The organism is Rhizobium sp. NXC14 (assembly GCF_002117485.1).
Lineage (GTDB): Bacteria > Pseudomonadota > Alphaproteobacteria > Rhizobiales > Rhizobiaceae > Rhizobium.
This window is the reverse complement of the sequence record NZ_CP021033.1, coordinates 715,457-737,338: the sequence shown is the minus strand read 5'-3', so window position 1 is coordinate 737,338 and position 21,882 is coordinate 715,457. Positions and strand designations below refer to the sequence as shown.

20 protein-coding genes are annotated in these 21,882 nt (G+C 60.1%); 9 read left to right on the top strand and 11 right to left on the bottom strand.

Annotation, left to right across the window (positions count from 1 at the left end):
* Positions 1–29: 29 nt before the first annotated feature.
* The 9 genes from NXC14_RS31510 to NXC14_RS31470 all read right to left on the bottom strand — a co-directional run bounded on the left by NXC14_RS31510 (position 30) and on the right by NXC14_RS31470 (position 8,925).
* Complete coding sequence (locus NXC14_RS31510) at positions 30–899, bottom strand: SMP-30/gluconolactonase/LRE family protein (RefSeq protein WP_085781895.1); 870 nt, start codon at positions 897–899, stop codon at positions 30–32.
* Positions 889–1,617 (bottom strand): ABC transporter ATP-binding protein, encoded by a 729-nt coding sequence (locus NXC14_RS31505; RefSeq protein WP_085781894.1) that lies wholly within the window; start codon positions 1,615–1,617, stop codon positions 889–891. The genes NXC14_RS31510 and NXC14_RS31505 overlap by 11 nt, the downstream gene beginning before the upstream one ends.
* Before the next feature lie 2 nt (positions 1,618–1,619).
* Complete coding sequence (locus NXC14_RS31500; RefSeq protein WP_085781893.1) at positions 1,620–2,366, bottom strand: ABC transporter ATP-binding protein; 747 nt, start codon at positions 2,364–2,366, stop codon at positions 1,620–1,622.
* The gene (locus tag NXC14_RS31495; RefSeq protein WP_085782084.1) at positions 2,363–3,346 is read right to left on the bottom strand and encodes a branched-chain amino acid ABC transporter permease; all 984 of its coding nucleotides are present in this window, start codon (positions 3,344–3,346) and stop codon (positions 2,363–2,365) included. Before NXC14_RS31495 ends, NXC14_RS31500 begins: the two co-directional genes overlap by 4 nt.
* Positions 3,347–3,348: 2 nt before the next feature.
* The gene (locus NXC14_RS31490) at positions 3,349–4,227 is read right to left on the bottom strand and encodes a branched-chain amino acid ABC transporter permease (RefSeq protein WP_085781892.1); all 879 of its coding nucleotides are present in this window, start codon (positions 4,225–4,227) and stop codon (positions 3,349–3,351) included.
* A 60-nt stretch (positions 4,228–4,287) separates the two neighbouring features.
* Positions 4,288–5,424, bottom strand: a complete 1,137-nt coding sequence (locus NXC14_RS31485) for an ABC transporter substrate-binding protein (protein WP_085781891.1) — start codon at positions 5,422–5,424, stop codon at positions 4,288–4,290.
* 85 nt (positions 5,425–5,509) lie between these two features.
* Positions 5,510–6,337, bottom strand: a complete 828-nt coding sequence (locus tag NXC14_RS31480) for a shikimate dehydrogenase (RefSeq protein WP_085781890.1) — start codon at positions 6,335–6,337, stop codon at positions 5,510–5,512.
* Positions 6,338–6,552: 215 nt separating this feature from the next.
* A complete protein-coding gene (locus NXC14_RS31475; RefSeq protein ID WP_085781889.1) occupies positions 6,553–7,491 on the bottom strand; it encodes a LysR family transcriptional regulator in 939 nt (312 codons plus the stop codon).
* An 855-nt stretch (positions 7,492–8,346) separates the two neighbouring features.
* Positions 8,347–8,925, bottom strand: coding sequence for a DUF4269 domain-containing protein (locus tag NXC14_RS31470; protein WP_245362240.1), 579 nt, complete (start codon positions 8,923–8,925; stop codon positions 8,347–8,349).
* 612 nt (positions 8,926–9,537) lie between these two features.
* On the opposite strand from NXC14_RS31470, the gene NXC14_RS31465 reads away from it, so the two are divergent.
* The 4 genes from NXC14_RS31465 (at position 9,538) to NXC14_RS31450 (ending at position 12,342) form a co-directional block, all read left to right on the top strand.
* Positions 9,538–10,374: an alpha/beta hydrolase gene (locus NXC14_RS31465; RefSeq protein WP_085782082.1), complete on the top strand. Its 837-nt coding sequence runs from the start codon at positions 9,538–9,540 to the stop codon at positions 10,372–10,374.
* A gap of 62 nt (positions 10,375–10,436) precedes the next feature.
* On the top strand, positions 10,437–11,189 hold the full coding sequence (locus NXC14_RS31460; protein WP_085782081.1) for an SDR family oxidoreductase: 753 nt from the start codon (positions 10,437–10,439) through the stop codon (positions 11,187–11,189).
* A gap of 25 nt (positions 11,190–11,214) precedes the next feature.
* Positions 11,215–11,634: a cupin domain-containing protein gene (locus tag NXC14_RS31455; protein ID WP_085781888.1), complete on the top strand. Its 420-nt coding sequence runs from the start codon at positions 11,215–11,217 to the stop codon at positions 11,632–11,634.
* 60 nt (positions 11,635–11,694) lie between these two features.
* The gene (locus tag NXC14_RS31450; RefSeq protein WP_085781887.1) at positions 11,695–12,342 is read left to right on the top strand and encodes a hypothetical protein; all 648 of its coding nucleotides are present in this window, start codon (positions 11,695–11,697) and stop codon (positions 12,340–12,342) included.
* 46 nt (positions 12,343–12,388) lie between these two features.
* On the opposite strand, the gene NXC14_RS31445 is transcribed toward NXC14_RS31450, so the two are convergent.
* Positions 12,389–12,775 (bottom strand): helix-turn-helix domain-containing protein, encoded by a 387-nt coding sequence (locus NXC14_RS31445; protein ID WP_085781886.1) that lies wholly within the window; start codon positions 12,773–12,775, stop codon positions 12,389–12,391.
* Between the two features lie 82 nt (positions 12,776–12,857).
* Here NXC14_RS31445 and NXC14_RS31440 point away from each other — a divergent pair, with 82 nt between their 5' ends.
* Together NXC14_RS31440 and NXC14_RS31435 are read left to right on the top strand one after the other, a co-directional pair.
* A complete protein-coding gene (locus NXC14_RS31440; RefSeq protein ID WP_085781885.1) occupies positions 12,858–13,835 on the top strand; it encodes an aldehyde reductase in 978 nt (325 codons plus the stop codon).
* Positions 13,836–13,940: 105 nt separating this feature from the next.
* A complete protein-coding gene (locus NXC14_RS31435) occupies positions 13,941–14,438 on the top strand; it encodes an SOS response-associated peptidase (protein WP_198175601.1) in 498 nt (165 codons plus the stop codon).
* On the opposite strand, the gene dinB is transcribed toward NXC14_RS31435, so the two are convergent.
* Positions 14,435–15,523, bottom strand: a complete 1,089-nt coding sequence (gene dinB / locus NXC14_RS31430; RefSeq protein WP_085781884.1) for a DNA polymerase IV — start codon at positions 15,521–15,523, stop codon at positions 14,435–14,437. The genes NXC14_RS31435 and dinB overlap by 4 nt on opposite strands.
* 481 nt (positions 15,524–16,004) lie before the next feature.
* On the opposite strand from dinB, the gene NXC14_RS31425 reads away from it, so the two are divergent.
* The 3 genes from NXC14_RS31425 to NXC14_RS31415 are packed head-to-tail and all read left to right on the top strand — an operon-like array spanning position 16,005 to position 21,464.
* Positions 16,005–16,766, top strand: a complete 762-nt coding sequence (locus NXC14_RS31425) for an ImuA family protein (RefSeq protein WP_085781883.1) — start codon at positions 16,005–16,007, stop codon at positions 16,764–16,766.
* A complete protein-coding gene (locus NXC14_RS31420; protein WP_085781882.1) occupies positions 16,687–18,201 on the top strand; it encodes a DNA polymerase Y family protein in 1,515 nt (504 codons plus the stop codon). The genes NXC14_RS31425 and NXC14_RS31420 overlap by 80 nt, the downstream gene beginning before the upstream one ends.
* Positions 18,201–21,464 (top strand): error-prone DNA polymerase, encoded by a 3,264-nt coding sequence (locus NXC14_RS31415; RefSeq protein ID WP_085781881.1) that lies wholly within the window; start codon positions 18,201–18,203, stop codon positions 21,462–21,464. Before NXC14_RS31420 ends, NXC14_RS31415 begins: the two co-directional genes overlap by 1 nt.
* The last annotated feature ends 418 nt before the right edge of the window (positions 21,465–21,882 follow it).

The following is a 21,882-nucleotide window of genomic DNA, read 5'->3' as shown; positions in this document are numbered from 1 at the left end:
AACCGCTGGTCACTTTTGCGCGACATGCTCTAGAGTGCGGTCAGAAATTCCGGTCTTCCCCGAAGGCCGGCATCGAGCACCAGCACACGGCCGGCGAGCGGTTCGGCTTCCTTCTGCGCGGCCGAAAGGGGTTCGCTTGCCGACGTCACGTAGAGCCGGTCGAGATCTTCGCCCCCGAAGCAGCAGCAGGTCGGATGGCTGACGGGCAAGTCGACCGTTCGGTCGATCCTGCCGTCCGGACTGTAGCGCACCAGCCGGCCGCCCGCATATTCGGCATTCCAGAGAAAGCCTTCCGCATCGATGCAGGTTCCGTCAGGGCGCGCCGGGGCGGTCGTCGTCGTAAAAATCCAGCGGTCGCCGACATGGCCTGTCTCCGCATCATATTCGCATGCCCAGATCGTGTAGGCGCGTGTATCGGCGAAGTAGAGCCGCTGTCGTTCGGGATCGAAAGCCAGCGCATTGGGAATGGCGAGGCCATCGGCAAATGTGGTTATGCTGAGATCCGGCGAGATTCTGTAGATCGCGCCAACCGGCGCGTAGTCGGTTTCTCGCAATGTGCCGATCCAGAAATTGCCCGCGGAATCCGTCCGTCCGTCATTTTTCCGATGACCGGGCTGCCCCGGTTCCGGGTCGATGAGGAAGAGCTGTTTCCCCGTTTCCGGATCGTAGGTATACAGTCCGTCGTTGCAGGCAAGCAGCAATCCGCCGGCTTTGCGCAATGCGAGTGAACCTATCCGCCGCGCCGTCACCGCATGAGCGACAATTGTTCCGCTTTTCGGATCGCAGCTCCATAATGCCGGAGCAAGCACGTCCACCCACCACAATCGCTGACTGCGCCCACACCAGATGGGGCATTCTCCCAGTCTCGCGGGGGCGCAGTCGAGCGCTTCAATGCGCATGTTCTTCCTCGATATGCCCGCCCAGAAAGAGCTGGCCGACCCGCGGGTCGGCGAGGAGAGCGGAGGCCTTGTCGTGCATGCGGGTCTGGCCGAGCTCTAGCACGAGGCCGTAATCGGACATGGCGAGGGCCGACTTCGCGTTCTGTTCCACCATCAATATGGTAACGCCTTGGTCGCGCAGCTTTATCAGGGTCTGGAAGACCTCCTGCACGAGATTGGGCGACAGGCCGATCGAAGGCTCGTCGATCAGGATCAGCTTCGGATCGAGCAGCAGGGCACGGGCCACTTCCAGCTGCTTCTGCTGCCCGCCGGACAGTTCGATTGCCTTGCGGTCGCTGAATTTGCGCAGCATCGGAAACTGGTCCATCACCATGTCGATGCGCTTGCGCACCTTCGCCTGGTCGCTCGCAGTGATGCCGCCGAGCTCCAGATTATGGTAGACGGAAAGCTGGGGGACGACGTTGCGGCCCTGGGGGACGTAGGTGACGCCGTGCCCGATCATTTGCCGCGGCGTTTGTCTGGTCACGTCTTTGCCGTCGAGCAGGATCTGGCCGGAATTGATGTTCAACAGACCGAAAATGGCCTTGAATACCGTCGACTTGCCGGCGCCGTTCGGGCCGATGACCGTGGTGATCGACGCTTTCGGAATCGAAAAGGAAACGCCGTTCAGAATGGTGATCTTGCCGTAACCGCCATGGATGTTTTTCAGTTCAAGCATTCTCAGCCTCCGAGATAGGCATCAATAACGGTCTGGTTCGACCGGATTTCCTCCGGCGTGCCTTCGGCGATGATGCGGCCTTCCGCAAGGACGATGATGCGGGAGCACAGGCTCATCACGAACTCCATATTGTGTTCGATGACGACGAAGGTCGTGCCGTGCTCGGCATTGTAGGCGATGAGCCGGTCCTTGAGGTTGGCGAGCATCGTCAGGTTGACACCGCCAGCCGGTTCGTCGAGCAAGACGAGGCCGGGGCCGGCCATGAACGCCATCGCCGCATCCACCAGCTTCTGTTGGCCATAGGAAAGGGAGCCCGCCAGCGTGTCGCGCAGATGCCCGAGGCGAAAGAACGCGATCAGGCGCTCCGCCTCTGCCGTCAAGCCGGCATCGCCGGGGCCGAAGAGACGCGAGAGCATCGTACCGTGATGCTCCTGGCCGGCGAGGATGATGTTGTCGAGCACCGACATCTTCGGAAAGACCGAAAGCTGCTGAAAGGTTCGTCCGACGCCGAGCTTGTTGAGATCGGAGGCGCGCATGCCGGAGACGTTTTTACCGTTGACCGTCACTTCGCCCGTTTCCGGGGTCAACTGGCCGAGGATGCAGTTGAAGAGCGTCGACTTGCCCGACCCGTTGGGACCGATCAGGCCGAGGATCTCACCTTTGCTGACCTCGAAGGAAACACCGTCGACGGCGCGGATGCCGCCGAAACTCTTGCCGATGTTGCGGATGGAGAGGATGGGCGCGTTCATTTCAGGCTGGCTCCTTGCGCCATGTCTGCGCGGACCTGCTGCTTCGGCCGGAATTTGTCACGGATTCTGGAGCCGACGCCGATCAGTCCCGACGGCACGAAGATCAGCATGACGATGACCAGCGCCGAATAGATGATGAGATAATATCCTTCGGTAAAGCGCAGGACCTCAGGCAGCAGAATGACGACACCTGCTCCGACCAATGGCCCGATGAAGTATCCCGCACCGCCGACGATCACCATCAGCAGAATGCGAAGGGAATGGGCGAGCGCGAAGGACCCGGGCTCGATGAATTGAACGAGAGGCGTGATCAGCGTGCCGGCCAGCCCGCCATATGCGGAGCCGATGGCAAAGGCGAGAAGGGTGATGCGCCGCGTATCGACGCCGAGGCTCTCGGCGCGGACCGGATTTTCACGCAAGGCCTTGAACGCGCGTCCCCACGGCGAGCGCACGATCCCCCACATGACGAGTGCCGCGAGGACCGTGACGGTGAGCGTGAAATAGTAGAAAGGCAGCTGTTTCATCGTCGAGAACAGACCGAAATCCGGGCGAGGCATGCCGACGAGCCCGATGCTGCCGCCGGTCAGCCAATCCTCGTTCCTGAGCACGAGGAAGACGAGCGTATTGAAGGCAAGCGTCACGAAGGCGAGAAAATGGCCTTTGACGCGCAACGCCGGATAGCCGAGGAGCAGACCCACGACGAAACATGCCAGCAGCGCCAGCGGCATGGCCATGACCCAATGCCAGCCGGCGAGTGTCAGCAGCGCGGTTATGTAAGCACCGATCGCCATGAACGAAGCCTGCGCCAGCGAAATCTGGCCGGCATAGCCGAGCGTCAGGTTCAATCCCATGGCGGCGATCGTAAAAATGAGCCAGGAGGTCAGAACGTAGATGATGTAGTTCTTCTGGCCGATGGGAGCGACGATCGCCAGCGCAAGAAGCGCCAGGATGATCGCGACACGCATTTTGGAGCTTCTCATCATCAGACGGCCCTTCCTTCGGATGTTCCCATGATGCCCTGCGGCCTGACGAGGATGATGACGATCAGGAGGAGGAGGGGCAGGGCGGCACGATATTCCGCCGTGACATAGGCTGCGGTCAGGTTGTCGAGAACGCCGATCAGCAGGCCGCCGACCAGCGCGCCCCTTATCTGGTTGAAGCCGCCGACGATTGCCGCGATGAAGGCGATCAGGCCGAGCGTCTCGCCGTTCGAAAACTTGGCGAGATAGACAGGCGTGATGAGATAGGATGCCAGTGCTGCGAGTGCTGCGTTGATCAGGAAAGTATAGAGGACCATGCGCTTGACGTTGACGCCGAGGATTTCCGCGACTGCGGGATTCTGTGCGGTCGCCTGCATGGAGCGCCCGGTACGCGTGCGATTCAGGAACAGGGTCAAGAGGACGACGATGCCGAGACAAAGCACGAGGTTGAAAACATCCTGCATCGACAGAACGGCGCCGAACACGTTGATCGGATCGTTCGGGAACATGGCGGGAAACGGCTGGGCTTCGGCCGAGTAGAATTCCTTGACGCTCTCCTTCAAGAGAATTCCGAGCGCCATGGTCGCAATGATCAGGGTGATCCCGCCGTGCGGAAGTATGGGCTCTACCATCAGCTTCTTGAAAAGGACGCCGAGAATGATAATCGACAAGATGAGCCCGGCGAGCAGGGCAGCCCAAAACGGCATGCCGAGAATGCTCATGCAGGCGAGTACGAAGAATGCCGGCAGCATGACGAATTCGCCCTGGGCGAAATTCACCGTCTGCGCCGCCTGCCATACCAGCGTGAAACCGATCGCGACGAGCGCATAAATGGAGCCGGTCGCCAGACCGGACAGTAAGACCTGTAGGAATTGAGACATCGTGCCATTCTCTCGAAGGGCCGCGGCGGCGGAAGCGGCCGCGGCTGTGTCGGGGATCGATCAGTTGGCCGGAACGGTTCCGATCACAACCGGCGAGCCATTCTTCACCTGGACCATGAAGCTCGGACGCGACATTTCACCATGCTCGTCCCAGCAGGTGTCGAGAAGGATCTTCGGATAGTCCGCGGCCTTCAGGCACAACCCATGCATTTTCTCGGAGAAGGCTTCGCCGTCGAATTCGCCGACCATCTCGGTGACGTATTTCGTCGTCCAGGCGCCGATATAGCCCTTGATGGCGTCATGTGTCGGCTTGCGCTTGTATGTCTCTTCGAATTTCTTATCGAAAGCGCCGATACCGGGAACATCCGTTGCCGCTGCTGTCAGGCCGACATGGGCGATGGCGCCATCGGCGGCAGGGCCAGCAAGCTCGACGACCTTGGCTTCGGTAAGCGTGACCTCTCCCAGGAGCGGCATGGGCAGGGTCTGTTTCCTGGCTTCGATCAGGAACCGGGCCGATTCTTCCTGGTTCATGTAAACGAAGACCGCGTCGGGATTGGCTTCCTTGAGTTTAGCGACGTCGGCTGCATAGTCGGCTTGCCCCTGTTCGGAAGAAACATCGGCGATAACGTCGATCCCGGCCTTCTTCATTTCTGCGGCGAAAACATCGTGGCCGCCTTTGCCGAATTCGTTGTTCACCCAGGCGATGCCGACTTTTTTGGCCTTGAGCGTATCGGTAAAATAGCTCACCAGCGCGGGGATGCCTTTCTGCGAGCCCGACGAGGTGCGGAAGACGAAGGGATTGCCTTTCTGCACGATGCTCGGAGATTCCGATCCGACGAATTGCGGGATGCTGTTCTGCTGGGCGACGAGCATGTTGACCATTGTCGAGCCCGAATAGATCGTGCCGAGGATCGCATACGCCTCTTCGTCGATCGCCTTCTGAACGAGGGCGCGCGAAACCTGCGGATCCGTCTGAGTGTCGTATTCGCCAAGTTCGATCTTCTTGCCGAGAATCCCGCCCTCGGCATTGATTTCCTCTACCGCGATCTTGATGCCGTCACGCCAGTTCGTTCCCGAGGGTGCGCCGGCGCCGGACAGTTCGGCCACCATGCCGAGCTTCACCGTGTCTTCGGCATGAGCCACGCCGAGACCGGCCAGCAGCGCGGCCGAAATTGCAATGAGTTCCTTTCGGTACATGTAGTCCTCCCAGTTAAAAATAGACTGGTTTTTTACGGCGCCGTCTCCATGCGCCACCAGGCTTCACGTCAGCAGGAGACGAAAGCTAGCCACTTTTCAAGTGCAGTTCCGGTTGCGCCGGTCGCGACAGCAAAAAGTCCACAAGCGTAACGGCTTGCGCGTCGAACATTCCGGCGCCCGTCATCGTCCGGCATCCACGCCGGCGGGCTTCTTCGATCAGCGGCGGCATTTCCGGCTTCGTGATGACGCAGGCTACGAATTGCCAAGACTCGAGCTTCGAGACATCGACCGGCAGGGGATCATGCGGCCGCATGCCGAGAGGCGTCGCGTTGGCGACGAGATCATAGCCCGTAGGATCGGCGCTGCCACGGCGCACACGACCCGGGAATTGCTGCTCGAGCTTTGCTACGACAGTGTCGCGCCGCGCAACGTCGATATCGTGTATGGCAAGCACCGCGGCGCCACGCCTCATGATCTCGACCGCGATTGCCGAGCCGGCGCCGCCACAGCCGACCAGCAGGCATTTGCGATCGGCAACGGAAAATCCCTCGGCTTCTATCCCGTCGAGATAACCAAGCCCGTCCGTATTGTCGCCGTGCCAGCCCTCCTTGGTCCGGCGCACGACATTTGCCGCCTCTACGAAGACGGCACGGTCGCTCGCCGTCGTGCAAAGCGTGAATGCGGCTTGCTTATGCGGAACGGTAACGAGGATGCCTCCAATATTATGCACCGAATGAAGCGCACGAAAAAGATGAGAAAGATCGCAGGCGTTGACATGCATCGGGACAACGACGGCGTCCTGCTGACGATCCGCAAGCAAGCCGGTAATGGCGGCCGGCGAGCGAACCTGAGCGATGGGGTCGCCAACAACCGGAAAGAGCCTCGTATTTCCCGAAGGGATGATACCCGTCATGTGTCGTCCGTTTCACCGGGAGAGGGGAGGGACGGGCCTTCCCGTCATCCGTCTCCCGAAGCAGTCGATCCTGCGCTCAAGCAGCGCATTTCGATTGAAGCCTAGCGAACCCCGGGCGGCATATCGAGTATCATTTTGGCAGGCTTCCATAACATCATGTTAATGCCTGATTGCGTGTCCATGCAGGGTGCGGGCGCGACAGATCCGCATGCCTGCTAGCTCCGGCTATTCCTCCGTTTCGTCTTTTTCTCGGGAGATTTGAGTGAACTGACGCTGTTCATCTCCTGGCGAAGAAGCGATCGGAAATCCTCTGCATAGACGGAAAGGGGTAGATCCTTGCGGTAGGCAATGAAGGTGTGAAAGATGCTGTCGGCGTCGATCTCGATGCTTTTCAACCCGCGAACGACGCCATGCGCCACGGTGAATTCATCGATGATCGCGATCCCCAGCCCGGCTGCGACGAGGCTGCAGACCGTCGTGCCGAAGCGAGCCTTGATGTTCATCTGGTAATCGACATGATTGTCTGTGAACATCGCCGCCATGACTGCCCCATACGGGTCCTTGGGATTGATGCCGATGAGTGGATATTCGGACATCTCCTGGGGCGTGATCTTGTCTTTGATCGCAAGTGGGCTCGTCTCCGGGACGATACATAGGAGCCGGCCGCTCGCCAGCGGCTCGAATTCGATCAGCGGATGGTCGAAGCGCGAGGAGATCGCGACCAGTTCGCCGCGGCCGAGAAGCAGGTAATCGATAGCCTCTTCAATCTTGAGTATGTTGAGGTCGAGCCCGAGATCCGGAAAACGTTGCCGCAATCTCGCGACTGTCCTCGGGACCATGACATTGGCGATGCTCGGCACGGAGGCGATGCAAAGCTCCTGGCTTTGGCCTCGGCCCAGTCCCGCGACGGCCGATTGCAGATCGTCGATCTTCCGGTGCACCACGTCAAGCAGATCGAAAATGTTGCGCGCCTGCGAGGTGGGAACAAAACGGCCGGCTCGCCGGTCGAAAAGCCGGATCCCAAGCGAATCTTCCGTGTATTTCATCAGGCGGCTGAGGCCGGGAGCGGACACGTTGAGAAGCTTGGCGGCGCCCGCTATGCTGCCGGTGACCATGATGGCTCGTATGACCTCGATTTGTCGGAGTGTGAGCATCGATACTGGACCTGCAAAAGCTGATATGGCGCGCGGCATATGCAATTGGAACCACGTATACGCAAGTGTTCCGAAGGTTCCTGAGGACTGTATTGACGAGGTTTCTACTGCTCAGATTTCAATTTAAATTTCCAATTTTTCGCTAACGGTCGGCCTCCGCTTGAAAAAAAACATACTCGCCTTCGATCACGCCGTTAATCCGGCAAGGCGGCCGCCTAGCAATATCCTAGTGGTTGAGCCAATAGCGCATCTGCTATCTGGATTCCGCAAATCCATTAGACGCGTTTCTGACTGCACTGCCCAGCAATTTCCCGGACCACATCTGCGCAACACGTCACTGCCGGCGTCGCGCACCAGCGACAGCAAGCTGTCCGGTCCTTTGCGGAAGTCGATGGGATGGCTGGCGAGGAACACCTTTACACCCGCGGGGATCATGCCGAACGAACCGCTCGGATAACGCGCTGCAGATGAGCCTCGTCGACATGCCCGCCTGCCCGCACGATAACATCGCCAATGATGATTTCCACGATGGGGTCGGGGCCGTCGTGCGCGAAGGAACGCCGGAGAACTAGGCCCACGGCGAACCAAGATGCTAAGCGTTAGCAGGCTCATAGCTATTCGCGCAGGTGGTTTGCGGTTCGATTCCGTTCAAGAGCTGTGGTCTCACTTAAGTCTCGGAGGCTAGCATCGCCACAAGCGGCCTCTAAATCTCAATCGTCATCTGCTGTGCTTGTGGTGGGATGCTTACGTATTTGGGCCGGTACGGAAGTTGGAAATAACAGCCTCAGCCAGCCGCCCTGATTGTCTGGCCGCCTCCACATGGCTGGAGATAGTCCGATTGAGCGCCCTGGCCGTCTAGAATCCACGTTCCCTTAGCAAAGCGGCCAAGGCCTCGTCCGACCAACCCGCCATCTCAAACAGCGTTTCATATGGATTACTCGCCTCGATGCCGAGTGTAGCCGCAAATGCGGGCTCGGTTTTCATGCCATCGGCTCGAAGCTGCATTACTGCCGCGTGGAAGCGGCTTCCGCCGATCCTCAGCAGCCGGTGCTCCACCTGAAAATGCTTCCAGCCGTGCTGCTCGGGCACCGGCAGAGGCTGACCAAATAGTTCGAACGTCCAATCAGCGGCGGCAAACGAGGCGATGATCGGGTTTTCTCGACCGGTCCACTGTCGGACGGAAAATTCATCGCATGTGGAATATGCATCCCAAACGGCTCGGGTGAATACATGTGGATCTGGAGCGTAGCAGAGGACGTCTATATCGCTGGTGGGCAGATCAATGCCCAGAGGCGGCGTACCCGCGACGTGGGGATCGAATGGAGCCAAAATCTCCAGAAGCTTTATGCGGCTTAACGCGTCCGTAAAGGGAGGTCTCGTCATGCAGATCAAATTACTCGAGCGAAGGATTATTACAACGCGCATCGCCGCCATACCCTCGATGCCACGAAGTCAATTGGGTATCGCCGATTAAGACAAGCACCGAGCCGTCGATCAGCGGAGGACCTGGTTTGGAGATGTCACCGGTGAGGCCACGGGCATACGTTGCCGATGGTCTGGTTCTTCAGACTAGGTCATGAAATTCATCCTACTTGCTGCTCTGCGGCAAATACTTAAGGATGCAGATCAACGCATCGGGGGCGGCCATGTTCAACAATAGATCGACTCTTAGAGTCGCACTTTGTCCCGGAATTTGGGCAACCTGACCAAATCATATTCGATAAAATATTCAATTTTGCTGGTGGGGTTTGCATGCATACCAGAAATCGACCGTCGGTGACTGCCGGATTCTGGGTACGCAGACGTGTGAAGCAACAGATCATCCCACCCGTCGCACCGAGCCGAATGAACAACAGCCATTCAGCCACAAACGAAAACCGGGGACGATTGATGACAGACACAAGCTTATATGAACCGGCCGACCGCGGGCGTCGCGAGATGCTTGGCCTGGGGCTCGGCGTGACGGCGCTCGCGTTGCTTCCAAGCTGGCCGGTCGCAGCCCAGTCAAACACAGCCCAAAGGCCAACCTTCGAAAGGGACCAAAGCATGGCCACTGTCACCACACGCGATGGCGTTGAGATCTTCTATAAGGACTGGGGTCCGAAGAACGCCCAGCCCATCATGTTCCACCACGGGTGGCCCCTGTCATCAGACGACTGGGACACGCAGATGCTGTTCTTCCTGCAGCACGGCTATCGCGTCGTTGCTCACGACCGGCGAGGGCATGGGCGCTCGGCACAGGTGAGCGAAGGTCATGACATGGATCATTATGCCGCCGACGCAGCAGCAATCGTCGAGCATCTTGATCTTAGAAATGTCGTGCATATAGGCCATTCCACCGGTGGTGGGGAAGCGACGCATTACGTGGCCAAGCATGGGCAGCCGCAAGGCAGGGTTGCCAAGCTGATCATTATCGGTGCGGTTCCCCCAATCATGGTGAAAACGGCAGCCAATCCCGGCGGCCTGCCAATCGAGGTGTTCGACGGACTGCGTAAGGCGCTGGCCGATAACCGTTCCAAATTCTATATAGATCTGCCGTCGGGTCCTTTCTACAGCTATAACCGGCCCGGCGCGCAGCCGATCCAGGCCGTCATCAACAATTGGTGGCGACAGGGCATGATGGGCGGCGCGAAGGCGCATTATGACGGGATCAAAGTCTTCTCCGAGACCGATTTCACGGAAGACCTGAAGATCATCACCGTACCCACGCTGGTTATGCACGGTGACGACGATCAGATCGTGCCGATCGCGGACTCCGCGCTTCTATCGGCAAAGCTGCTGAAGAACAGCACGCTGAAGGTCTACGAGAAGTTCCCCCACGGCATGTGCACGACCCATGCCGATGTGGTGAATCCCGATCTCCTGACCTTCGTGAAGGGCTGAGTCAGTGGAGGCCGGCGTCCCGGACGCCGGCTCTCGGCCCGCATTCCAATGGAGACATGTTCATGAAAATCGTCGTTATCGGCGGTAGCGGACTAATCGGGTCGCGCACCGTCACCCTGCTGCGCGATGCAGGTCACGAAGTGCTCGCCGCCTCGCCTGGCACCGGCGTCAACACGCTCACTGGCGAAGGGCTCTCGGAAGCCCTTGCCGGCGCGGAAGTGGTGGTCGATGTTGCCAACTCACCCTCATTCGAACCGCAAGCGGTGCTCGCCTTCTTCGAGGCCTCGGGCCGTAATCTGCTCGCCGCCGAACGTGCGGCCGGTGTGCGCCATCATGTGGCTCTGTCGATCGTTGGCACGGACCGCATGCCTGACAACGCTTATTTCCAGGCCAAGGTGGCGCAGGAGAAGCTTGTCGAAGGCTCGGGCGTCCCCTTCAGCATCGTGCGCGCCACCCAGTTCATGGAATTCCTCGGCGCCATCGCCGATGCCAGTGTCGTCGATGGGATCGTCCGTCTACCGCAGGGTCTGTTCCAGCCGATTGCCGCGGACGATGTGGCAGCCATCGTAGCAGAAACCGCTACTGGCGCGCCGCGGGGCGAGCACTTCGACATCGCGGGCCCTGACCGTGCGCCTTTCGACTGGATCGTCGCGCGCTATCTCGAGGCGATCGGCGACGGCCGGCGGGTCGTGAGTGATCGCGAAGCGCGATATTTCGGCGGCACGGTCGTGGAGACGTCGCTGGTGCCGCTTGGCGAAGCGAGACTCGGTCGCATCTCGCTCGAAGGCTGGCTGCGCGGCCACCGATCCACCTGATGCTTCCAACCTTCAAGGATATCCCATGAAATACTATCTTCTCCCGCTGCTCCTGGCTTCCGCTCACACCGCTCCGGCACTTGCCGACAACGTGCCGGGGGCCAAGAACGCGAAGGTCACGCTCGTCTATGAGCATGCGCTTCCAGATGTTCCAGGTAAGAGCATTCGGGGCGTCCTCGTCGAATACGGTCCCGGCGGCTACTCTCCGGCACACACGCATGCGAAGTCGGCGATCATCTATGCGACGGTCCTGGAAGGTGCCGTGAAGAGCCAGATCAACGGAGGCCCAGTTCGGACCTTCAAGGCTGGCGAAAGCTTCACGGAATTGCCGGGCGACCATCACGGCGTCAGTGCAAATGCCAGTGACAAGGAGCCGTCGAAACTGCTGGCGGTGTTCGTCGTCAATACCGACGAGAAGGTGCTGACCATCCCGGATCAGAAGTAATCTGCAGCCGCCGCCCGCCACCCAGCGGGCGGCCCCATTCAGCAAGCACCGGAGTTGATCATGACCGAATCTGCCAGTCGAATGCTTGCGGGGGTGTCCGTTCCCGACACACCGCTCGTAAACAAGACGATCGACTACGCGCGTAAAAACTGCGAGCCCTATCTGTTCAACCACGTGGTCCGTTCCTGGTTATTCGCGGTCCGGCTTGGCCAGATCGATAGCATCGAACACGATGCGGAAGTCGTTGCCGTCGGGACGCTGCTGCACGACATTACGTTGAACGAAAGGTTCGCCGGACCCCGCCGTTTCGAGGTGGAAGGGGCGGATCTTGCGCGAACATTTGCGACACAAAGCGGTGTCGATGGTCGTCGCGCGCAATTGATCTGGGATAGCGTCGCTCTCAACTCGACGCCTTCGATCGGTCTGTACAAGGAGCCGGAGGTTGCGCTCTGCACTGCGGGGATCGGCCTCGATGTCATCGGTTGGCGCTACAGCGCTCTTTCCTCTGGCGACATGGCCAGAATCGTTTCGGAGTTCCCCAGGCTCGAAATGAAGCAAAAGATGACGAAGTGCTTTTGCTGTATCGTCGAACGGAATGCGGAGACGACATATGACAACTTCGCGCGCGATTTCGGCGAACGTTTCGTTCAGGGCTACAAGGCTCCCTCGGTAGTGGATCTCGTCCTGAACGCCCCCTTCGGCGAATGAAGGTCAGCTGCGACTCTCCAATCACTAGCGTTTTGCCGGGGGTCGGTCAGGGCGCCGCCAATTGATGCTCATATTTGAGCATCCAGTCACGCATCTCGCGAAGCATCGGCATCAGGTCGATCCCGGCCTGCGATAGCTCGTACTCGACGCGAGGCGGAATCTCCGCGAAGGCATTGCGGATCACGATGCCGTTGTTGGCGAGGTCGCGCAGCTGCTCGGTCAGCATATGCTGAGTCACCCCCGGTAGCCGTCGGCGCAATTCGCCGAACCGGAGCGGCCCTTCGACCAGGATGCAGACGATTTCGATCTTCCACTTGCCGGTAATTGCACGAATGGCGCGCTGGAAGCGCAGGATATCGATCGCCTCCGGGCCAGTGCATCCCGCGCATTCGTCTTCGTCGTAGACACGCGGCTCAATGGTCTGATTCTTCATACTAGGTCCGAAAATCCATCCTACTTGATAATCTCATATAACAGCTGGATGTTGCGGTAAAGCAAACAATCAGAGCGACATAATGAGCAAGATATTGGTTACAGGTGGTTCGGGTTTTGTCGGCAGTCACGTCGTTGCAAAGCTTCTGAAGGAAGGCCATGAGGTTCGTACGACAATACGCAGCGCCGGGCGTGAAGCCGAAGTTCGAGAAATGGTGCGCAATGCTGGCCTGCAGGTCGGCAAGGAGCTTTCTTTCAGCTTGGCGGATCTGACCGATGACCATGGCTGGCCGGCCGCCGTTGCCGGTTGCGACTATGTGCTCCACGTGGCTTCGCCATTTCCACAGCAAGCACCCGAGAACGAGGAAGAACTGATCGTTCCGGCCCGTGACGGCACCTTGCGCGTCCTGCGCGCCGCAAGAGATGCCGGTGTGAAGCGCGTCGTGCTGACTTCCTCCTTTGCAGCCATCGGCTACGGTCACGTCAACTACGACAAGGTCTTTGACGAGGAGGATTGGACCAACCCGAACGGGCCGGACGTGCAACCCTATATCAAATCGAAGGTCCTTGCCGAGCGAGCCGCCTGGGACTTCATCGACAGGGAGGCGGGCGCTCTCGAAATGTCGGTCGTCAACCCTGTGGGAATTTTCGGGCCGGTTCTGGGGCCGGACATTTCTGCCTCGATCGCTTTCATCAAACAGCTGCTGCAGGGCGCTCCGCCCCTGCCTGGCTTGAGCTTCGGCATGGTAGATGTCCGTGATCTGGCGGACCTACACATCCTTGCGATGACGGCGGAGGCGGCTAGGGGACAGCGCTTCATCGGTGTGAGCGGTGACGTCGTCACGCTCTTCGATATGGCGAAGACCCTCAGGGAAAAGCTGGGCGAACTCGCTTCGATGGTGCAAACACCGGAGATGGAAAAGGTAGCAAGCGGGCCCATTCGCAGGAGCAGCAGCGAGAAGGCTATGCGAGTGCTGGGATGGCGTCCTCGGGCTCAGGAGGAAACCATCATCGATACCGCCCGGAGTCTATTTCGTTATGGCGTCGTAAGCTCGATTTAACGGCCACTGCGTGTCTTGGTGTCGGTTGGGCGAATGCGATTTGCGGTATTTGTTCTGATCTCTGCAGCCGCTATGTCTAACGAGGTCGTTCCTGATATGTTCCATATTATGAAAGCGACCGTTTTCCAGTCCGACGCCCCGCTCGACGAGCGCCGCGTCATCATAAGACGCCACGACGGCGATGTGGAGATGGTGGAACTGCCTTGGGGGCTGCGTCCCCGAGACGGCGGACCGCGCGCCGTCGATGTCGTCCGGTCTGAAGGAAGGACGTTTCCAACCCATCGCTGCCTGGTGCCGGCGTCGGAGTTTCGTCATAAGAATTTCAGCTTCTCGCTCGCGAATGGCGACTGGTTCTATTTCGCGGGGATCTGGCGCCCGGCGACTGAGGATTGGCCTGAGGCATATGCCATCCTGACCATCGATGCGAATGCGGATATTGCGCCCTACCACGATCGTCAAATGGCGGTGCTGACGCGCGATCAACGCATGGCATGGCTCGATTGTCTTCTCCCGGAAGACGAAATCCTGCGGCCGCTGCCGGGAGGGACGTTCCGCGTCAAGCGCCACGCGGGCGCGCCTGCCCAGCCGATGCTGGCCGTCTAAAGCGCCAACCGCAACTGCGGCTCCCTTCCAGAAGCTTGCCGTTCCAAAGAGGACAGGGTGACACCGAGCAGGCGAATACCCTTGCGCGGCGGAAAGATCGGCCCCAGCAGTAGGCCGACGATCTCTTCGAGGTCAGAGATCGCCGGCAGAGGGGCCACAACTGTCTTGCTGCGGCTGATCTGGTTGAAGTCGGCATATTTGACCTTGAGCGTCACCGTCTTGGCGCCGATCCCATTGGCCTCGCAATAACCCCATACCTTTTCGATCAACGGCTGGAGTCCTTCGCGGGCCGGCTCGTACGCATGGAGATCCTGCGAAAACGTATCCTCGGCGCCGACGGATTTCCGCACTCGGTTTGGCTTGACCTGGCGCTCGTCAATGCCGCGGGCAATGCCGTAGAAATAGGGTCCTGACTTGCCGAAATGTTCGACCAGGAATTCGAGCGTCTTCTCCTTGAGATCGGCGCCGGTGTCGATACCGAGCCGACGCATCTTTTCCGCCGTCGCCGGTCCGACGCCATGGAATTTCTTGACGGGAAGCTGTTGAACGAAGGCCGGCCCGTTTTTTGGCGTGATGACGGCTTGGCCATTGGGTTTGTTGAGGTCGCTTGCCATCTTGGCGAGGAACTTGTTGTAGGAAATTCCAGCCGACGCGTTGAGGCCAGTGACTTGTTTGATCCTGGCGCGGATCTCCAGTGCGATCTCGGTGGCGATCTCCATGCCCTTGAGATTATGCGTCACGTCGAGATAGGCTTCGTCGAGCGACAGCGGCTCGATGAGAGGTGTATATTCGGCAAAGATCTCACGGATCTGCTGGGATACAGCCTTGTAGACGTCGAAGCGCGGTGGCACGAAAATCAGCTCCGGACATTTTCGTTTGGCAGTCACCGACGGCATTGCCGAGTGGACGCCGAATTTGCGGGCCTCATAGCTCGCGGCCGCCACCACGCCCCGCGCCGCGGATCCGCCGACGGCGATCGGCTTGCCGCGTAACTCCGGATTATCGCGCTGCTCGACCGATGCGTAATAGGCATCCATATCTACATGGATGATTTTTCGGACCGGGGTTGAGCTCGTGTCGTTCATGGTGGCTTCAGCAATCGCGATTGCGTCGGCAGCTGGAATTTCGCGCCGAAACAAAGAGGGAACATAACAGCCTTCGGTGCCATATCAACCGGATTCAATAAGCGCTATGTCCGCCGCGACGCAAAGGGCAGGTTCAAGGAAAGCGTCGACGTCTCGCGATCGCTTTCCGCCGACAAGCGCCAGAAGGCGAAACATGGGCCAAGCAAGGTGAGGGCGACAAGGGCGATCGCAAGCACTGATTTCGGAAAACTTGCCTGCACCGCCGACCCTCTCCGATCGCCCATCGTTGGGTGGTGGGGTCGGCGCCTGCGAAAAAATTCCTAGTGCAGCCATCGATTTGAATCGCTTTATGGAATCCTTGCGAGCAGCATTGCGCTCAACTTGAGCGCGCCGATTGCGCATTGACTCGTTTTCGCTTTGAGAACAAATAAAGAACATATCGCCTCTTCTCAAGTTGAATTCAGGTCGCTGTAAGGAGATCATGACCATAACCGTCGCCACTTCGAACGCCGTTCTTGACGAGTTGCGCGAGAAAATCGCCAGCCTGAAAGGGACAGGCTTGCGCCGTCAGGGCGTCCTGCCGTTCGGTGTTGCCGAGATCGATGCGCAGCTGCCCGGAGGTGGTCTGGCCTATGGCGCGCTGCATGAAGTGGCCGGCGGCGGCAATGGCGCGATCGATGGGGCTGCCGCGGCCCTCTTCATCGGTGGCATTGCGGCGCGCACCACCGGAAAGGTGGTCTGGTGCCTGACGCGCTTCGATCTCTTCTTTCCCGCGCTCGCCCAGGTCGGGCTTCATCCGGACCGCGTTATCTTCGTCGAGTGCGACAAGGAAGAGACGGTGCTCGCAAGCTTCGAGGAGGCGCTGCGCTATGGCGGGCTTGGCGCCGTCGTTGCCGAACTGGTGCGCCTGCCGATGACAGCCTCACGCCGGCTGCAGTTGGCGGCTGAAAAGTCCGGAACACTCGGACTGGTGATCCGCCGCTGGCGGCGGCAGACGGAAGCCTCCGACTTCGGCATGCCGACGGCGGCGGCAACGCGCTGGCGAATCTCGGTGCTGCCGTCTGAACCGCTTCCCGTGCCGGGCGTCGGCAGGGCGCGCTGGTTGGCGGAACTGATGCGGGTGAGGGCAGGCGAGGGAGGAGAATTCATTATCGGAGCATGCGATGGCCAGGGTCGTATCTGTCTTTCTTCCGACACTGCCGACCGACCGGATCAGGCGAGCCGATCCTTCGCTCTCGGTTGAAACACCGCTGGTGGTGATCGCCAAGAGCGGCTCGAAGCGATGGATTGCGGCAGCCGATCAGGCAGCGCTCAAGCTCGGCCTTCGTGTCGGCATGCCGGCCGCCAAGGCGCAGGCGCTCGTTCAAGGCCTGATGATGATCGATGCCGATCCGACGGCCGATCTCGCGGCACTCGAACGGCTGACGCTCTGGGCCTTGTCGCAATATTCTCCCGTCGTTGCCCTGGATCCTCCCGACGGCATCGTCATGGACACGGAAGGCGCCGACCATCTTCAGGGTGGCGAAGACCTTATGTTGTCAGGCCTCGTCAATCGCTTCCGCGGCCGCGGTCTTGCAGCGCGCGCGGCGATCGCCGACACCTGGGGTGCGGCGCATGCACTCGCTCGGTCGACCGATCGCGAGACGATCATCATTCCGCGCGGCGAAACCGCTAAAGCCATCAACCGGTTGCCGCTGTCATTGCTGCGGTTGCCGGCTGACATCGTCGGAAGCCTCCGCACCCTCGGCTTTACCAGCGTGGGCGAGCTTGCGGCCACGCCGCGAGCGCCGCTGACGCTGCGTTTCGGGCCGGAAGTCGGACGGCGCCTCGACCAGATGTTCGGCCGGCTCGCCGAGCCGATCGATCCCATTCGGCCGGCTGATCTGGTCGAGGTGCATAAATCCTTTGCCGAGCCGATCGGCGCAGCCGAAACGATCGAGAAATATGTGAGCCGCCTCGTGCGGCAGCTCTGTCTTAAGCTCGAAAAGCGCGGGCTTGGCGTGCGGCGCGCCGACCTCATTGTTCATCGGGTCGACAACACCATCCAGGCGCTCCGGGCAGGCACGGCCAAACCTGTCCGCGACATCGCCTGGCTGACAAAACTGTTCAAGGATCGCATCGAGAAGATCGAGCCTGGCTTCGGTATCGAGAAGCTCAGCCTCGCCGCCATCCTCGCTGAGCCGCTCATCGAAACACAGTCGGCGTCATCGCTGATCGAAGAGCAGGTAACCGATGTGACGCCGCTCATCGATGTGCTCGGCAATCGCGGCGGCCAGCGGATTTTCCGGGTGGCACCCGTGGCAAGCGATGTCCCGGAACGCAGCGTGCAGCGGATCGCGCCGACGGCGCCGGAAGACGGCGCCACCTGGCCGTTGCATTGGCCGAGACCGTCGCGGCTTCTGGCCCATCCCGAACTGATCGAAGTGATTGCGCTTCTGCCCGATCATCCGCCGTTCTCCTTTACGTGGCGCGGCAAGCGGCGCCGGGTGAAACGCGCCGACGGCCCGGAGCGGATTTTTGGCGAATGGTGGCAACGCAGCTCGGAATGGATCGCCGTTCGTGACTACTTCGTCGTCGAGGACGATGCCGGCGAGCGCTTCTGGATTTTCCGATCCGGCGATGGCGTCGATGCGGAAACCGGATCGCACAAATGGTTCCTGCATGGAGTGTTTGCGTGATGCGCTATGCCGAACTGCAGGTGACCACGCATTTCTCTTTCCTGAGGGGAGCAAGCTCGGCGGAGGAACTGTTCGCGACCGCAAAGCTCATGGGCATCGAAGCGCTGGGCGTCGTCGACCGCAACAGCCTCGCCGGCATCGTCCGGGCGCTGGAGGCGTCGCGCGCCACGGGCCTCCGGCTCGTTGTTGGCTGCCGGCTCGACCTGCAGGACGGCATGTCGATCCTCGTCTACCCCACCGATCGGGCGGCCTATTCACGATTGACGCGGCTGCTGACGCTCGGCAAGGGCCGGGGCGGGAAAGCCAACTGCATCCTACATCTCGATGATGTCGCGCTCTATGCCGAAGGGCTGGTCGGCATCCTCGTGCCGGATATGCCGGACGACACCTGCGCCGTGCAGCTCAGGAAGATGGCCGAGGTCTTCGATGATCGCGCCTATGTTTCGCTTTGCCTGCGCCGGCGGCCCAACGATCAATTGCGTCTGCATCAACTGTCGAACCTGGCGGTGAAGGATCGGGTGAAGACCGTCGTCACGAACGATGTGCTGTTTCATGAACCCGGCCGGCGCCAGCTGCAGGATGTCGTCACCTGCATTCGAACCGGCACCACCATCGACGATGTCGGCTTCGAGCGCGAGCGCCACGCCGATCGGTTTTTTAAGCCGCCGGAAGAAATGGCGCGTCTGTTTCCCCGATACCCGGAAGCCCTGGCGCGCACGATGGAAATCGTCAAGCGGTGCAGATTCTCGCTGAAGGAATTGGTCTATCAATACCCCGAAGAGGCGCTGATCCCGGGCATGACGGCGCAGCAGTCGTTGGAGCGCTACACCTGGGAGGGCGTGAAGACGCGCTATCCAGAAGGTCTGCCAACTCACGTCGAAAAGACCATCCGCCACGAGCTGGCGCTGATCGAGACGATGAAATACGCCCCCTTTTTTTTGACGGTGTTCTCGATCGTCCGCTACGCCCGATCGCAAGGCATTCTCTGCCAGGGGCGGGGATCGGCTGCCAATTCCGCCGTCTGCTATGTGCTCGGCGTCACCTCGATCGACCCGGAAACCAATGATCTCCTGTTCGAACGGTTTGTCAGCCAGGAGCGCGACGAGCCGCCCGACATCGATGTCGACTTCGAGCATGAGCGGCGTGAGGAGGTAATCCAATGGATCTACAAAACCTATGGCCATGACAAGGCCGCACTCTGTTCGACCGTCACCCGTTACCGCGCCAAGGGCGCCATTCGCGATGTCGGGAAGGCGCTCGGCCTGCCCGAGGACCTGATCAAGGCGCTGTCATCAGGCATCTGGTCCTGGTCGGAAACCGTCGGGGAGAGCCAGGTGCGCGACCTCGGCCTCAATCCGGAGGACCGACGTCTCGCTCTGACCCTGCGGCTCGCGCAGCAGCTGATGGGAGCCCCGCGCCATCTCGGTCAGCATCCCGGAGGTTTCGTGCTCACCCATGACAGGTTGGATCATCTCGTGCCGATCGAACCGGCGGCGATGGTTGACCGCCAGGTGATCGAATGGGACAAGGATGACGTCGAAGCACTCAAAATGATGAAGGTCGATGTATTGGCCCTGGGCATGCTGACCTGCATGGCCAAGGCCTTCGCGCTGATCAGCGAGCACAAGCACCAGGCCCTCGACCTCGCCACCATCCCGCAGGAGGACCCGGCGACCTATGCGATGATCCGCAAGGCCGACACGCTCGGTACCTTCCAGATCGAATCCCGCGCCCAGATGTCGATGCTGCCACGCATGAAGCCGCGGACCTTCTACGATCTCGTCATCCAGGTGGCGATCGTCCGCCCGGGACCGATCCAGGGCGACATGGTGCATCCCTACCTCCGCCGGCGCGAGGGCAAGGAGAAGGTCGAGTATCCAACGCCGGAACTGGAGGCGGTCTTGCATAAGACTCTCGGCGTGCCGCTGTTTCAGGAGTCGGCCATGAAGGTGGCGATGGTCTGTGCGGGGTTCACCGGCGGCGAAGCCGACCAGCTCCGGAAATCCATGGCGACCTTCAAGTTCACCGGCGGCGTCTCGCGCTTCCAGGACAAGCTTGTGAACGGGATGATCAAGAACGGATACTCGAAGGAGTTTGCCGAGAAGACATTCTCCCAGCTCGAAGGCTTCGGCTCCTATGGCTTCCCGGAAAGCCATGCCGCGTCGTTCGCGCTGATCGCCTATGCTTCCAACTATGTGAAATGCCATTTCCCTGAAGTTTTCTGCGCGGCGCTGTTGAACTCGCAGCCGATGGGTTTCTATGCCCCGGCCCAGATCGTCCGTGATGCCCGTGAGCATGGGGTCGAAGTTCGGCCAGTGTGCATCAACCGGTCGCGCTGGGACTGCACGCTTGAGGAGGTGGAGGGCACCGATCGGCATGCGGTGCGACTCGGCATGCGGCTGGTGCGCGGATTGGCGACCGCCGATGCGGCGCGCATCGTCGCAGCGCGTGCCGACGAACCTTTCGCGTCGGTCGACGACATGTGGCGGCGGTCCGGAGTGCCGGTCGCTTCACTGGTCGAGCTTGCCGAAGCCGATGCCTTCCTGCCGTCATTGCGGCAGGAGCGACGCGACGCGCTTTGGGCGATCAAGGCGCTGCGTGACGAGCCGCTGCCACTGTTCACGGCCGCGGCTGAACGCGGGGCGCGCCCCATCGCCGAGCAGCAGGAACCAGAAGTCGAGCTCAGGCAGATGACCGATGGCCACAACGTCGTCGAGGATTACAGCCATACCGGCCTGACACTCCGAAAGCATCCGTTGAGATTCCTGCGGGCCGATCTGACGAAGCGCCGGATCGTCACCTGCGCCGAGGCTATGGCGGCGCGCGACGGGCAGTGGCTGATGGCAGCCGGCCTGGTGCTGGTGCGACAGCGGCCGGGATCGGCCAAGGGCGTGATGTTCATCACCATCGAGGACGAGACCGGTATTGCCAACATTGTCGTCTGGCCAAAGCTGTTCGAGCGATCGCGCCGGGTGGTGCTCGGCGCCAGCATGATGGCGATCAATGGCAAGATCCAGCGCGAAGGCGAGGTGGTTCACCTCGTTGGCCAGCAATTGTTCGATCTCTCGGCCGATCTGTCGGGGCTTGCTGGGCGTGACGGATCGTTTCATCTGCCGACCGGTCGCGGCGACGAGTTTGCCCATGGTTCGCCGGGCAGCCCGGATTCGCGCGAAAATGCGCCGCCGGACGTTCGGGCGAGGGACATGTTCGTGCCCGATCTTCATATCGATACGCTGAAGATCAAGAGCCGGAATTTTCAATAGTGTTGAAGCAGTCGACTGGTTCGTCGGTTCGTACTTCTTCAACTGCGGCAATCCCGGAAGCCTTCCGAAAATTGCTAAGCCCTCCCTGTCGATCACCACTACTTTCAGAAAGCGCCAGGCAGAGACACGCAATAAATTGCATCGAAGAACATCATGAGCTTTTCGGCTAAGATGCTGAGAACTGGATTTTTCCGACACCCGTGACACAAGGAACTAGAATTCCTTTTGTCTACTAATTTAGACAATTATCATCCTACGTGAAGCCGATGCCGGCAATCACACTCGTTTTAGGAGACAGGATGAGATCATGAGTAGTAAACTCCTCGGACTTTCCAGGCTTGGGCGCGTTCGCGCTGCTGTGGTGGCTTCTCTTCTCGCCATGAACACAAGCAGTGCCTGGGCCGGTGCCCGTGCTTCC